The organism is Streptomyces capitiformicae, assembly GCF_002214185.1.
Lineage (GTDB): Bacteria > Actinomycetota > Actinomycetes > Streptomycetales > Streptomycetaceae > Streptomyces > Streptomyces capitiformicae.
Genome location: NZ_CP022161.1, coordinates 1,440,929 through 1,454,366, shown reverse-complemented (window position 1 = coordinate 1,454,366; position 13,438 = coordinate 1,440,929). Strand labels below are relative to the sequence as shown.

Genomic DNA, 13,438 nt, shown 5'->3' with positions numbered 1-13,438 from the left:
CACAGTGATGGCGGTCACAGGTGCAGTCCGCACTCGGTCTTGGCGCTGCCTGCCCAACGGCCGGCACGCGCGTCCTCGCCGTCGGCGACACGGCGGGTGCAGGGGGCACAGCCCACGGATGTGTAACCGTCCATGAGCAGGGGGTTGGTGAGCACACCGTGCTCAACGACGTAGGCGTCCACGTCGTCCTGGGTCCAGCGCGCGATCGGGGAGATCTTGACCTTGCCGCGCTTCTCGTCCCAGCCGACGACCGGGGTGTTCGCCCGGGTCTCGGACTCGTCGCGGCGCAGACCCGTCGCCCACGCGTCGAACCGGGTCAGGCCCTCTTCGAGCGGCTTGACCTTGCGCAGGAAGCAGCACAGGTCCGGGTCGCGGTCGTGCAGCCTGGGCCCGTACTCGGCGTCCTGCTCGGCGACCGTCTGACGCGGGGTGATCGTGAGGACGTTCACATCCATCACGGCCTCGACCGCGTCCCGGGTGCCGATCGTCTCCGGGAAGTGGTAGCCGGTGTCGAGGAACACCACGTCCACACCGGGCCGGGCCCGGGAGGCGAGGTGCGCGACCACGGCGTCCTCCATCGAGGAGGTCACACAGAAACGCTTGCCGAAGGTGTCCACGGCCCACTGGAGGATCTCGAGCGCCGAGGAGTCCTCCAGATCACGGCCGGCCTGCTCGGCGAGCGCCTTGAGCTCCGCGCGCTTCGCCGCCTCGGGGTCGGCCGGGTTCTCGTCCTCCAGGGATGTATCCGAATCCGCCTGAACGGTCGTCATATGTGATCCCCTCCGCTGTCGGCTCGTTGCAGCCCTCGGGCCAGCAGCCCGAGGAACTTCAACTGGAAGGCTCGATTGCAGGCTCCGCATTCCCACGCGCCATGACTCTCTTCGCTCGGGCGCAGGTCTTCGTCACCGCAGTAGGGGCAGTAGAAGGGGGCGGCCCGCTCGCTCACGACAGTGCCTCCTCGCTGGCCCGGGTGACCCAGGTGGCGAACCGCTCGCCGTCCTCGCGCTCCTCCTGGAACCGCTTCAGGACGCGCTCGACGTAGTCGGGCAGCTCCTCGGAGGTGACCTTCAGGCCGCGCACCTTGCGGCCGAACCCGGCCTCCAGGCCGAGCGCGCCGCCCAGGTGCACCTGGAAGCCCTCGACCTGCTCGCCCTGGTCGTTGAGGACGAGCTGGCCCTTGAGACCGATGTCCGCCACCTGGATACGGGCACAGGCGTTCGGGCAGCCGTTGATGTTGATGGTGATCGGCTCGTCGAAGTCCGGGATACGGCGCTCCAGTTCGTCGATCAGCGAGGCGCCGCGCGCCTTCGTCTCGACGATCGCGAGCTTGCAGTACTCGATGCCGGTGCAGGCCATCGTGCCCCGCCGGAACGGGGACGGGTGCACCGTGAGGTCCAGGGCCTCAAGACCCGCGACGAGCGAGTCGACCTGGTCCTCGGTGACGTCCAGCACGATCATCTTCTGCTCGACGGTCGTACGGACCCGGCCCGAGCCGTGCGCCTCCGCGAGGTCGGCGATCTTCGTGAGCGTGGTCCCGTCGACACGGCCGACCCGCGGGGCGAACCCGACGTAGAACCGGCCGTCGTTCTGCTGGTGCACACCGACGTGGTCGCGCCAGCGCGCCACCGGCTGGTCCGGGGCGGGGCCGTCGATCAGCTTGCGCTTGAGGTACTCGTCCTCCAGCACCTGACGGAACTTCTCCGTGCCCCAGTCGGCGAGCAGGAACTTCAGGCGAGCGCGCGTACGAAGGCGCCGGTAACCGTAGTCACGGAAGATCGAGATGACGCCCTCGTAGACGTCCGGGACCTCGTCCAGCGGCACCCAGGTGCCGAGCCGCTGCCCGATCTTGGGGTTGGTGGACAGACCGCCGCCGACCCAGACGTCGAAGCCGGGGCCGTGCTCGGGGTGGCGGACACCGACGAAGGCGATGTCGTTGATCTCGTGCGCCACGTCGAGCAGCGGGGAGCCGGAGATGGCGGACTTGAACTTGCGGGGCAGGTTCGAGAAGTCCTTGTTGCCGACGATCCGCCGGTGGATCTCGTCCATGGCCGGGGTGCCGTCGATGATCTCGTCCGCGGCGATCCCCGCGACGGGCGAACCGATGATCACACGCGGCGTGTCACCGCAGGCCTCGGTCGTGGACAGCCCCACGGCCTCCAGCCGCTCCCAGATCTCGGGCACGTCCTCGACCCGGATCCAGTGGTACTGCACGTTCTGCCGGTCGGTGATGTCGGCCGTGCCCCGCGCGAACTCCTGCGAGATCTCACCGATCACCCGCAGCTGCCGTGTGGTCAGCCGACCGCCGTCGATGCGCACCCGCAGCATGAAGTACTTGTCGTCCAGCTCCTCCGGCTCCAGGATGGCGGTCTTACCGCCGTCGATCCCGGGCTTGCGCTGGGTGTACAGCCCCCACCAGCGCATCCGGCCGCGCAGGTCGTTGGGGTCGATCGAGTCGAAGCCGCGCTTCGAGTAGATGGTCTCAATGCGTGTCCGCACATTGAGACCGTCGTCGTCCTTCTTGAACTGCTCGTTGCCGTTCAGCGGGGTGAAGTGTCCCGCGGCCCACTGTCCTTCGCCACGGTGACGGCTCACCTTGCGGCGGGGCGTGGCGGAGTTCTGCGGGGTGGCGGCCATGGTTTGTACGTCCTTCGGGACAGCGACGGGAGGGGTCGGCGCCCAGCGCCGTCGATGAGGGGCGGTGGTCGGGTGGCGGGCGGGAGGCTCTTACCTGCGCGTGCACGTGGGCATACGTGCGCGGCGTTGCGCGGCAGAGGAGATGCGAGGAACAGGAAGCGGCTGTGCTGCAGGTCTCAGCTCGCCGGACACATGGCGCTGGAGACGCGGCCGAGGTCGACGTGCCGCCGACTCACCAAGGCAATTCCAGTTCCAGACATGACGGAAGCGTGGCACGGCTCTTTAGACTCAGTCCACCATCATCCACATTCCGGACAGGGTTGTCTCGCATCGCGAGACGATGTGATGTGGGTCATGGCGACTCCGGGAATGATTCCCGATCCGGACGACGGGACTTCCGCAACACGCCCTAGGCCCCGGGCCAAGGTCCGGGCGCGGCCACGTCCGCCTCCTCGGTCACCTTGGTGTCGAACAGCTTGAACCCCCGCCGCAGGTAGTTGCCCATGGCGTGCTCCCCGTCCCGGGTGCAGGTGCGCAGCCAGACCCGCTTGGTGGGCGGCAGCCCCGGCCAGCGGTCGGCGAGGTCCCAGGCCCGGGCGGTCGCGTACGACAGCAGATGCCCGCCGATGCGCCGGCCCCGGAAGGCCGGGATCAGCCCGAAGTACCCGATCTCCACCGCCCCGGCGTCCTGCGGCTCGAACTCCACATACCCCGCGGGCGTGCCCCGGTCGTACGCGACCCACGTCTCCACGCCGGGCCGGTCCAGGTACTCCTGCCAGCGGGCGTACGACCACGGCAGCCGGTCGATCCAGCGGATGTCGCCGCCGACAGAGGCGTAGAGGAACCGGCTGAACTCGGGGGAGGGGACCTCGGAGCGGACGATACGGACGCCGTCGCCGTCGGGGGCGGCGGCGGGGAGGAGGTCGCACGGGGACGTCTGCTCCAGGGACCACGTGGTGACCGTACTGCTGCTCATGAGGTCAGAAAATCATCAGCCCAGCGCGCTGTCGACCTTCGACAGCCTCACCGCGTACAGCACGCGCGCGGGGATCGGATCGGTGAGCGTCCACACTTCGCCGGTCACCGGCGAGTACGAGAGGGAGGCGGTGTGCCGCCCCCAGCAGGCGTACGCCTTGCTCCCCGCGACGTCGCCCGCGCACTTGGCGGCCCGCGCGCCGTCCTCGTCCTGACGCCACAACGTGCCGCGCACCTCGCGGTCCCGGCCGGCCTGACCGACGTACCAGTCGCCCTTGTGGGAGAGGACACCCTGGACACCCGCGGCCCCGGTCTCGTACGCCTGAACCGCGTCGACGTCGGCCCGGGCGCCGGAGGCGGTGAGCAGGCCGACGCGCTCGGGGGTGATGTCGAGGGCGTAGCGCCAGACGCGGGCAGGCTCCTCACTGCTCGGCCGGAACCACTCGTTCGCGACGACGCTGGGCGGGGTCGATGTCCGGTCGAGCGAGAGGGAGCCGAAGCAGGGCACCCCGTCGTTGTCACGCGCGTCACAGCCGCCGCCGGACGACGGGCTGTACGAGGCGACCGCCGGTAGCACGTACCGGTAGTGATGGGCCGACCAGCCGTCGCCGACCTTGCCGATGACATCACTGCCGGTCACATCGGCGCGGAGGAACCGGCGGAGGTCGAAGACATAGAGGGAGTCGTCCTGCCGTCCGGTGCTCTCGGGGCTCCGCGCGGTGACGATCAGCTTGTCCTCGTACCAGGCCATACCGCCGAGCCCGGAGCGCACGGCCTCGAATCCGTCGCCGTCGGCCTTCGGGACGACGAGAAGGGTCCACCGGTACGTGAGGTTCGCCGGATCACTCGCGTCGACGAAGGCGACCCTGGCGAGCCCCTCGTCGTCCGCGCCGCCGGTGCGCGCCGTGTGCGTCCATCCGGAGACGATGACCCGGTTGTCGCGGGAGGTGGTGACGGACTGGGGAAGCCAGTTGTCGTTGACGGCGTCGCCGGACTCCCAGCAGTACGCCCGGGCGACCGCCGGCTCGACGGGCAGGGCGGCCTTTTCGGTGTCGTAGCAGTCGGCCTCGGTGCGCATCGTGTGATTGGCGCTGCCCAGCACCTCGTCGACACCGACACCGCCGCCCATCTCCGAGGTCAGCGCGTCGAGGGCGGTCTCGTCGACGAGGCTCTCACGCAGCTGGAACTCACGCAGTTGGGAGGAGGAGCCGATCGAGGACAGGGCGCCCGGCGTGCCGCTCCCCGTCGCCTGGGACGTACTGATCAACGTGGCCGCCGCCGTGAGCGCCAGCGCGGTCCCCGCCAGAGACGCGCGCAGCGCACGCCCTCTCCTGCGCCGACGGTGCCTGCCGCGGTGCTTCATACAACCAACCTCCCGGGGTGGCGCGGGCCAACTGCTTCCCGTCATCAGGATCTTGACGGAGGGGCAGGTGGGGTGGCCTGGAAGGGATGCTACGTCAGTGGGCCACGGGTCACCCCGTTGACGCGGGAAATACAGGGAGATCCCTCACCTCCGTTCCAGCCACGGCTGACCGCCCGAGGCCGCTCGGGCGCGTACCACCCCCGGTGCCAGCGAGTGCGGCAGCAGGTCCAACGGGCTTTCGGGGAGGCGGACTTCGACCTTGGCGCGTTCGGTGAAACGGTACGGCCGGTGGTCGAGGAAGGCGCCGAGGTAGCGGCGTACGCGGGACATCTCGGCGCGGACGGTGACGGTACGGGTGGGGTCGCCGAACATGTCGTCGGCCAGGGCGGAAGCACTGCGGCCGCCGCGATGGAGGGCGAGGAGGTAGAGGAGTTCGGCGTGGCGGGGGGTGAGGTCATGGGTCCAGGAGCCGGTGCAGCTGGTGACGGTGACTGTCGAGCGGCGCGGGTGCGCGAGGTCGAGGGTGATGTGGGTGGCGGTGGAGGCGGGGGGCGGGTCCGCCGTGGGGCGTATCAACCAGCCGGAGGGGAGGGGTTCGACCCAGCAGAGGCCGAGCGTGGGCAGCCAGCAGCGGCCCGGCGAGACGGGGTCGGGCAGGGCCAGACGGTTGGTGTACGGCATGCCGGTGACCGCGGCCGTCCAGCCGTCCCTGTCGACGGCGATCGCGCGGCCGTCGATACGGGCCAGCACCGGGGCCGCCACCGCCCGCAGTTGCTCCAGCGAGGTCAGGTGGAGGTCACGCAGACGGGCCTGGGCGAGTTTGGCGACCGAGTCCACCAGCGCGAGGGTGAAGGGGTGCAGAGTCTCCAGAGGGCCGCTGATGTCCACCGCGCCGAGGAGCCGGCCGTCGCGCGGGTCGGTGATGGGGGCTCCGGTGCAGGTCCAGGAGTGCAGGGCGTGCACGAAGTGCTCGGCGGAGAAGACCTGTACGGGGCGGCGGGACACGAGGGGAGTGCCCACGCCGTTGGTGCCCACCGTCTCCTCCCGCCAGTCCGCGCCGATCCCGAGTCCCTGCCCGTCGGCCTTGCGGAGCACCGCCGTGCTGCCCTCCCGCCACAGCACCCGGGCGTCGGCGTCCGCGACCATCATGATGTGCTGCGAGGTGTCCGCGAGGGCCAGCAGGCCTTCGCGCAGCACCGGCAGTACATGGCGCAGTGGTGACGTCTGGCGGCGGCGCTCCACCTCGTCGCGGCTGAGCAGGTCCACCCGGAAGTCGTGGTCGGGGTCGATCCCGCTGTGCAGCATGCGGTTCCAGGACTCCCGGATCGCCGGGCGCGGGACGGGTCTGGGACGTCTGCCGGATTCGGAGTCGGAGTCCGGGCCGGAGCCGGAGAGGGCGGAGGCGCGTATGCCGCCGAGCACCCGTGACGCCCGGGCGGCGTCCGTGGCGATGAGCCGCGTGACATCCATCGGCGAGTGCGCCACTCGTTCCTCCCCTTGACGCGGGTTTCATAGTCTGCCGTTCCTCGGCCACGGAGGGGCACACTTCGGCCACAGAGCGCAGACGACTTGCAACCCCCTGCAACCCTGGCGAACGGCCGTGTGGTCCTTGACACTTGTCCAACGTCGCCCCAGTGCGGCGTGCGCTCCGATCATCGGGGCCGGACAGGACGGGGGTGGTGCCGTGTCGGCGCAGCACCACTCCCGTGCCGCACCACTCGAAAGAGGTCAGTTCACCGGGCGTGCCCGTTCCACCACCGACGCCAGGTCCAGGGTGTGCGGCAGGGTTCCGAAGGCCGAGCCCCAGTCGCCGCCCAGCCGGGAGGCGCAGAACGCGTCGGCGACGGCCGGGGGCGCGTACTGGACGAGGAGGGCGCCCTGGAGGACGAGGGCGAGGCGTTCCACGAGGCGGCGGGCGCGGGCCTCGATGCCGTCGAGGTCGGCGAGTTCGGTCAGCAGGTTCTTGATGGCGCCGTCGAGGCGGTGATCGGCGCCACGGGCGCGGCCGACCTCCCTCAAGTAGGCGTCGAGCGCGCGCGGTTCGCGCTGGAGGGCGCGCAGCACGTCGAGGGCCTGGACGTTTCCGGCGCCCTCCCAGATCGAGTTGAGCGGCGACTCGCGCAGGAGACGCGGCATGCCGGACTCCTCGACATAGCCGTTGCCGCCGAGGCATTCGGAGGCCTCCACGACCGTCGGGGTGCAGCGCTTGGTCACCCAGTACTTGGTGATCGGCACCGCCAGCCGCAAGAACGAGCGTTCGTTCTCGTCGCCCGCCCCAGCCGCAGCCCCTTCTCCTGCTCCCGCCTCAGCCGCGTCGTACGCCGCCGCCAGCCGCATCGCCAGCGTCGTCGCCGCCTCCGACTCCAGCGCCAGATCCGCGAGGACATTGCGCATCAGCGGTTTGTCGATCAGCTTCCCGCCGAACGCCTCCCGGTGCGCGCAGTGGTGCGCCGCCTGCGCCACCGCCTGCCGCATCAGCGCGGCGGCGCCCAGCGCGCAGTCCACCCGGGTCGCGGCCACCATCTCGATGATCGTCCGCACGCCCCGGCCCTCGTCGCCGACCCGCTGCGCCCAGGTCCCCGCGAACTCGACCTCGGCGGAGGCGTTCGACCGGTTGCCCAGCTTGTCCTTGAGCCGCTGGATCCGGAACACGTTGCGCGTGCCGTCCGCCAGCACCCGCGGCACCAGGAAGCACGTCAACCCGCCGGGTGCCTGGGCCAGTACCAGGAAAGCGTCCGACATCGGTGCCGAGCAGAACCACTTGTGCCCCGTCAGCTCGTACGTCCCGTCCTCCGCGAGCGGCCGTGCCGCCGTCGTGTTGGCGCGTACGTCGCTGCCGCCCTGCTTCTCCGTCATGCCCATCCCGAAGAGCACACCGGCCTTCCGCGCCGGGGGCCGCAGGTCCTCGTCGTAGACCATGGCCGTCAGCCGTGGCTCCCACTCGGCGGCGAGCGCCGGGTCGGTGCGCAGGGCGGGCACCGCCGCGTGGGTCATCGACAGGGGGCAGCCGTTGCCCGCTTCGGCCTGGCTCCAGAGGAGGAACCCGGCGGCGCGTCGCACATGCCCGCCGGGCCGACCCCAGGCCGCCGTGAGCCCTGCCGACACACCCTTGCCGAGGAGCCGGTGCCAGGACGGGTGGAACTCGACCTCGTCGATCCGGTTGCCGTACCGGTCGTGCGTGCGCAGCTTCGGGGGGTTGTCGTTGGCCAGCCTGGCCCACTCCTGCACCTGCGCGGAGCCCGTCGCGCGCCCGAGCCCTGACAGCTCCGCGCGCGCCTCGTCGACGAGATCGGCGGCCAGGTGCCGCTCGACCGCCTCGACCAGGACCCGGTCGGTGGTGAAGACGTCGTAGCCCACCAGCGGCGGAGCCTGATTGGTCACTTCGTGGGTGCTGGGTGCCATGTCTGGAACCTACCCGCGCACGGCCTGCCACGCGCGGGCGGGACCGGCCGGGTGTGACGGTGTTCAGCAGGCCTTGGTTCCGTCAAAATGGGGCGACCCGTGCGCGCCGTTGCACGGGGGAACGGGGAGCACGGGGAGCACGGGGAGGTGCGGCGATGCCGCGCAAGGAACGCCCGCTGGATGCGGGGAACGGCCCCTTACTGGAGTTCGCCGCGGGTTTGCGGCGGTTACGGAAGCAAGCCGGAAATCCGCCGTACCGGAAACTGGCGGAGCAGGCGCACTACTCGATCTCCACCCTCTCGTCCGCCGCCTCGGGGCAACGGCTTCCGACGCTCGCGGTGACACTCGCGTACGTACGCGCCTGCGATGGCGATGTGCGGGAGTGGCAGCGGCGTTGGCGGGAGACGGCGGAGGGCCTCGGTGAGGGGGAGGCCGGTCCGGGGCCGGGGGAGGACAACGGCGTACCCGCGCCGTACGCGGGTCTGCGGCCGTTCCGTGAGCAGGACGCGGAGTGGTTCTTCGGCCGGGAACAGCTGGTGGAGGACCTGACCGAGCGGCTGGAGCGACAGCGGTTCGTGGTGGTGATCGGGGCCTCCGGCTCGGGCAAGTCGTCGCTGTTGCGGGCGGGGCTCGTGCCACGCCTGCGGGCCGCCGCGACGACCGTCGTGCTGACGCCGGGGCCACGGCCGCTGGAGGAGTGCGCGGTGCGGCTGGCGGCACTGGCGGGGGTCACGCCCGGCGGGCTGTACGGCGAGCTGCGGGAGGACCCGGGGAACCTGGGACGGGTGGCACGCCAGATCACCGCAGGCTCTTCTTCGGAGCACGGCGAACTGGTGCTGGTGGTCGACCAGTTCGAGGAGAGCTTCACGCTCTGCCGGGACGAGGCGGAACGGGACCGCTTCATCGAGGCCCTGGTCACCGCCGCCACGGCCGAGACCGGCGGCTGCCGCGTGGCCTTGGGAATACGGGCCGACTTCTACGCCCACTGCACCCGCCATCCCCTTCTCGTGACGGCGATGCGCGACGCACAGGTCCCGGTCGGGCCGATGAGCGTGGACGCGCTGCGCCAGGTGGTCGTAGGGCCCGCCCAGCGCGCCGGACTGACCGTCGAGGGCGCCCTGCTGGCGACGCTCACGGCACAGGCGCACGGCCAGGCCGGCGTCCTTCCCCTGCTGTCGCACGCCCTGCTGCAGACCTGGCACAGGCGGCGGGGCAACGCGCTGACGCTGGAGGCCTTCGAGGCGCTCGGCGGCATCGAGGGCGGCCTGGCGCGCACGGCGGAGGAGTTCTACCAGCGGCTGGACGAGGAGCAGCGCAAGCTGGCCCGGCGGGTGTTCGTGCGGCTGACCGCGCTGGGCGACGGCACGGAGGACACCCGCCGGCCGGCGCCACTGGCGGAGCTGGAAGGCCTGGCGGGGGTCGACGGCGCCCCCCTCGACACCGTACTCGAACGAGCGGTCGAGGCACGGCTGTTGATCCGGGACCGGGAGCGGGTGGAGCTGGCCCATGAGGCGCTGATCCGCTGCTGGCCCCGGTTGCACGGCTGGCTGACCGAGGACCGCGAGGCCGCGCGGACCCTGCGCCGGCTCACCGACGCGGCCGAGGCCTGGGCGGCGCTGGGCCGGGATCCCGGCGCCCTGTATCGGGGCACCCGCCTCGACATGGCCGCCGGCCTCGCCCGTACGACCCTGTCCGGCAGGGAGCGGGAGTTCCTCGACGCGAGCCTGGCCGCGCGTACGGCCGAACACATGGCGGCGCGGCGTCGCTCCCGGTTCCGCAACCAGATGGTGGCGCTGCTGAGCGTCCTGCTCGTCCTGGCGAGTACGACCGCTGTCGTCGCCGTGCGCGCGCAGCGGGCCGCCGACCGACAGCGGGACGTCGTCAGCTCCCAGCGGGCCGCCGAACGCGCCGCCGCGCTACGCCCCGTCACCCCCGCGCTGGCCGCCCAGCTGAGCCTGGCCGCCTACCGCCTCTCCCCGACCCCCGAGGCACGCGGCAGTCTGCTCAGCACCTTCGCCACGCCGTACGCCACCCAACTGCCCATCCGGCCGGGCGCGGTCACGGCGCTGGCGTTCGGCGCCGACGGCCGCGTCCTCGCCACGGGCGACACCGACGGGGCCGTACGGCTGTGGCGGGTCACCGATCCCCACCGGCCCCGCGAGCTGAGCGCACCGGCCGGCCTGGACGGCCCCGTTCGCACGGTCGCCATCGCCCCGGACGGCCGGCTGCTGGCCGCGGGGGACGACGGCGGCGCGGTGGCGGTCTGGGACATCGACGACGTACGACGGCCCCGGCTCCTGGCCCGTCTGCCCGCCGGTACCGGTCCGGTCGTCGGAGTCGGGTTCGGACCCGGCGGGCACACGCTCACGACGGCCGTCCGTGACGCGATCCGGGTGTGGGCGCTGCCGGACTCCGCCCGGCCGCACGCCCTCTCCGTGCTGAAGGTACGGGAGACGGTGACGGCGGCGGCGTTCACCCGGGACGGGCGGACGCTGGCCACGGGCCACACCGACGGCACCGCCCGGCTCTGGGAGTTGACCGCCGAGGGAGGGCGGCCGCACGAGCGGTCCACCGCGGTCGGGCATGACGGCACGGTGAACGCGATGGCGTTCACCCCGGACGGACGTGGCCTGGCGACCGGCGGCGCCGACCACACGGTCCGCCTGTGGGACGCGGCCACGCCGCACGACCTCCGTCCCGGTCGGGTGCTCGGCGGCCCCACCGACGAGGTCGACGCCGTGGGCTTCGGCCCGGACGGCCGCACCCTGGCCGCCGCCGGAATGGACGCCAACGTACGCCTGTGGGAGGTGGCCGGTCCCGGGGCGGCCCGCGAACCGGCGGTGCTGGCCGGCCACACCAACAGCATCGGAGCGCTCGCGCTCAGCCCCGACGGCCGTACGCTCGCCACCGGCAGCCTCGACGAGACCACACGGCTGTGGGACCTTCCCGGCCCGGCCCTGACCGGCCACAGCAGTTCGGTCTACTCCGTCGCCATCAGCCCCGGCGGACGGCTGCTGGCCACCGGCAGCTACGACCGCACGGTACGGCTGTGGCGGCTCACGGACCCCCGCCGACCCCGGGCCCTGCCCCCGCTCACCGGCCACACCGGACCGGTCAACTCCGTGGCCTTCCGCCCGGACGGCCGCGCCCTGGCCAGCGCCAGCGCCGACGGAACCGTACGGCTCTGGGATCCGGCTGTCACGCGCCACCCCCGGTTACTGGATGCCCTCCCCGCCCGCGTCGGCAACGTCAACACGGTCGCCTTCAGCCCCGACGGCCACACCCTTGCCACCGGCGGCGAGCAGGGCACCGTACGACTGTGGGACGCGACGGACGTACGGCGGCCGCGCCCGCTGGCCGCGCTGGAGGCGGCCGGCGCGGTGGACTCCGTGACGTTCGCCCACGACGGCCGCACCCTGGCCGTGGCCGACCGCGGCCGTACGGCCACCTTGTGGAACGTGGCCGTACGGCGTCACCCCACCCGCCTGGCGGTGCTCACCGGCCATGCGGGCGCGGTGAAGTCCGTGGCGTTCGGCCCGGACGACCGGGTCCTGGCCACCGGCGGCGAGGACCGCACCGTACGGCTGTGGGACATCGGCGACCGGCACCACCCGGTGCCGCGCGAGCGGCTCGCGGGCTACACCGACGGTGTCATGTCGGTCGCCTTCGCCCCGGACGGCCGGAGCCTGGCCGCCGCGAGCTCCGACCACACCGTACGGTTGTACGAGCTGAGCGAGCGCGGCGACGCCGGGGAGCCGGCCCTGCTGACCGGCCACACCAAGGCGGTCGACGCGCTCGCGTTCAGCCCGGACGGCCACACGCTGGCCACCGGCGGCGAGGACTGGACGGTGCTGCTGTGGGACCCCGACGTCGGGCGGGTCGCGTCCCGGATCTGTGAGACGGCCTCTCCATCCCTGACCCGCGCCGAATGGCGGGAGTACTTCTCGCAGCGGACCTATCGGCCGCCCTGCCGGAGGGCCGACAGGTGACCGGGAGGGTCGGGAACGGGGTCAGACCGGCGCCGCCAGCTCCCCCGTCCCCAGTTCCCCCGTGCCCCACCCGTCCGCCCCCAGGAAGGCCTCCCCGTACTGCTCCAGCGGCCAGCCCGGCCGGTAGATGGTGTCGAGGTAGCGCTCGCCGAGGTCGGGCGCGATGGCCACGGCGGTGAGGTCGGGCGTGCCGTGCCGGTCGAGCCAGTCGGTGGCGCCGCTGACGACCGTCCCCGTGGAGCCGCCGAACAGGAAGCCGCGCCGGGCCAGGCGGTGGCAGGCCCGTACGGTGTCGGCCTCCTCCACGCGGACGACGTCGTCCACACAGGACGGGTCGAGCAGCGCCGGTGTCACACTGGTGCCGAGGCCCGGGATCATCCGGCGGCCGGGCGCCCCGCCGAAGGCGACCGAGCCCACGCTGTCCACCGCCACGATCCGCACCCGGCGCCGCCGTTCCCAGAACCAGTGCGCGCAGCCCATCAGCGTCCCGGAGGTGCCGACCCCCACGAACAGCACGTCCAGGCGCGGGAACTGCCGGGCGATGGCGGGCGCGGTGGTGCGGTAGTGCGCCCGCCAGTTCGCCTGGTTGGAGTACTGGTCGAGCCACACGTACCGCTCGTCGGCGGCGCACAGCGCGCGTACGTACGCGATCCGGGCGCCCAGGAAACCGCCGGTCGGGTCCGGTTCGGTGATGACGTGCACCCGGCTGCCGAGGGCTTCGATGAGCCGGCGGGTCTGCGGATTGACGCGGGAATCGGTCACACACAGAAACCGATAGCCCCGGCTCGCCGCGATCATGCTCAGCGCGACGCCCAGATTGCCGGACGAGGACTCGACGAGGGTCGAGCCCGGCCTGAGCCGTCCGTCCCGTTCGGCGGCGCGCACCATCTCGGTGGCCGCCTTGAGCTTGATCGAGCCGGCGAAGTTGAATCCCTCGCACTTCAGGAAGAGCTTGTGTCCGACGACCTGTCGCAGATCGACGTACAGCTCCTCCTCGTTGAAGTCCGTGGGCACGGATATGACTGGCACTGCGGCCCCCCTGGTTGTGCAATGTGCGCAATGTCGTGCGACGTGC

Annotated in this window: 10 protein-coding genes; 1 reads left to right on the top strand and 9 read right to left on the bottom strand. The window is 72.0% G+C overall.

Annotation, left to right across the window (positions count from 1 at the left end):
- Positions 1-14: 14 nt before the first annotated feature.
- The 8 genes from CES90_RS06455 to CES90_RS06425 form a co-directional block, all read right to left on the bottom strand.
- Positions 15-770: a phosphoadenylyl-sulfate reductase gene (locus CES90_RS06455; protein ID WP_189780393.1), complete on the bottom strand. Its 756-nt coding sequence runs from the start codon at positions 768-770 to the stop codon at positions 15-17.
- The gene (locus CES90_RS06450; protein ID WP_189780392.1) at positions 767-946 is read right to left on the bottom strand and encodes a hypothetical protein; all 180 of its coding nucleotides are present in this window, start codon (positions 944-946) and stop codon (positions 767-769) included. Before CES90_RS06450 ends, CES90_RS06455 begins: the two co-directional genes overlap by 4 nt.
- Complete coding sequence (locus CES90_RS06445) at positions 943-2,634, bottom strand: nitrite/sulfite reductase (RefSeq protein WP_189780391.1); 1,692 nt, start codon at positions 2,632-2,634, stop codon at positions 943-945. The genes CES90_RS06450 and CES90_RS06445 overlap by 4 nt, the downstream gene beginning before the upstream one ends.
- Before the next feature lie 176 nt (positions 2,635-2,810).
- Positions 2,811-2,894: a putative leader peptide gene (locus CES90_RS51575; RefSeq protein WP_332836426.1), complete on the bottom strand. Its 84-nt coding sequence runs from the start codon at positions 2,892-2,894 to the stop codon at positions 2,811-2,813.
- 149 nt (positions 2,895-3,043) lie between these two features.
- The gene (locus tag CES90_RS06440; RefSeq protein WP_189780390.1) at positions 3,044-3,610 is read right to left on the bottom strand and encodes a GNAT family N-acetyltransferase; all 567 of its coding nucleotides are present in this window, start codon (positions 3,608-3,610) and stop codon (positions 3,044-3,046) included.
- A 15-nt stretch (positions 3,611-3,625) separates the two neighbouring features.
- Positions 3,626-4,972, bottom strand: a complete 1,347-nt coding sequence (locus CES90_RS06435; protein WP_189780389.1) for a hypothetical protein — start codon at positions 4,970-4,972, stop codon at positions 3,626-3,628.
- Positions 4,973-5,116: 144 nt separating this feature from the next.
- A complete protein-coding gene (locus tag CES90_RS06430; protein WP_189780695.1) occupies positions 5,117-6,442 on the bottom strand; it encodes a helix-turn-helix domain-containing protein in 1,326 nt (441 codons plus the stop codon).
- Positions 6,443-6,700: 258 nt separating this feature from the next.
- The gene (locus tag CES90_RS06425) at positions 6,701-8,374 is read right to left on the bottom strand and encodes an acyl-CoA dehydrogenase family protein (RefSeq protein WP_189780388.1); all 1,674 of its coding nucleotides are present in this window, start codon (positions 8,372-8,374) and stop codon (positions 6,701-6,703) included.
- A 155-nt stretch (positions 8,375-8,529) separates the two neighbouring features.
- On the opposite strand from CES90_RS06425, the gene CES90_RS06420 reads away from it, so the two are divergent.
- Complete coding sequence (locus tag CES90_RS06420; protein ID WP_189780387.1) at positions 8,530-12,363, top strand: nSTAND1 domain-containing NTPase; 3,834 nt, start codon at positions 8,530-8,532, stop codon at positions 12,361-12,363.
- Positions 12,364-12,384: 21 nt separating this feature from the next.
- On the opposite strand, the gene sbnA is transcribed toward CES90_RS06420, so the two are convergent.
- Complete coding sequence (gene sbnA, locus CES90_RS06415) at positions 12,385-13,392, bottom strand: 2,3-diaminopropionate biosynthesis protein SbnA (RefSeq protein WP_189780386.1); 1,008 nt, start codon at positions 13,390-13,392, stop codon at positions 12,385-12,387.
- Positions 13,393-13,438 lie beyond the last annotated feature (46 nt).

Bases quoted from the DNA above. Each gene is read 5' to 3' on its own strand.
- CES90_RS06455 (WP_189780393.1), bottom strand. From the start codon at position 770: ATGACGACCGTTCAGGCGGATTCGGATACATCCCTGGAGGACGAGAAC.
- CES90_RS06445 (WP_189780391.1), bottom strand. From the start codon at position 2,634: ATGGCCGCCACCCCGCAGAACTCCGCCACGCCCCGCCGCAAGGTGAGC.
- CES90_RS51575 (WP_332836426.1), bottom strand. From the start codon at position 2,894: ATGTCTGGAACTGGAATTGCCTTGGTGAGTCGGCGGCACGTCGACCTC.
- CES90_RS06440 (WP_189780390.1), bottom strand. From the start codon at position 3,610: ATGAGCAGCAGTACGGTCACCACGTGGTCCCTGGAGCAGACGTCCCCG.
- CES90_RS06435 (WP_189780389.1), bottom strand. From the start codon at position 4,972: ATGAAGCACCGCGGCAGGCACCGTCGGCGCAGGAGAGGGCGTGCGCTG.
- CES90_RS06430 (WP_189780695.1), bottom strand. From the start codon at position 6,442: ATGGATGTCACGCGGCTCATCGCCACGGACGCCGCCCGGGCGTCACGG.
- CES90_RS06425 (WP_189780388.1), bottom strand. From the start codon at position 8,374: ATGGCACCCAGCACCCACGAAGTGACCAATCAGGCTCCGCCGCTGGTG.
- CES90_RS06420 (WP_189780387.1), top strand. From the start codon at position 8,530: ATGCCGCGCAAGGAACGCCCGCTGGATGCGGGGAACGGCCCCTTACTG.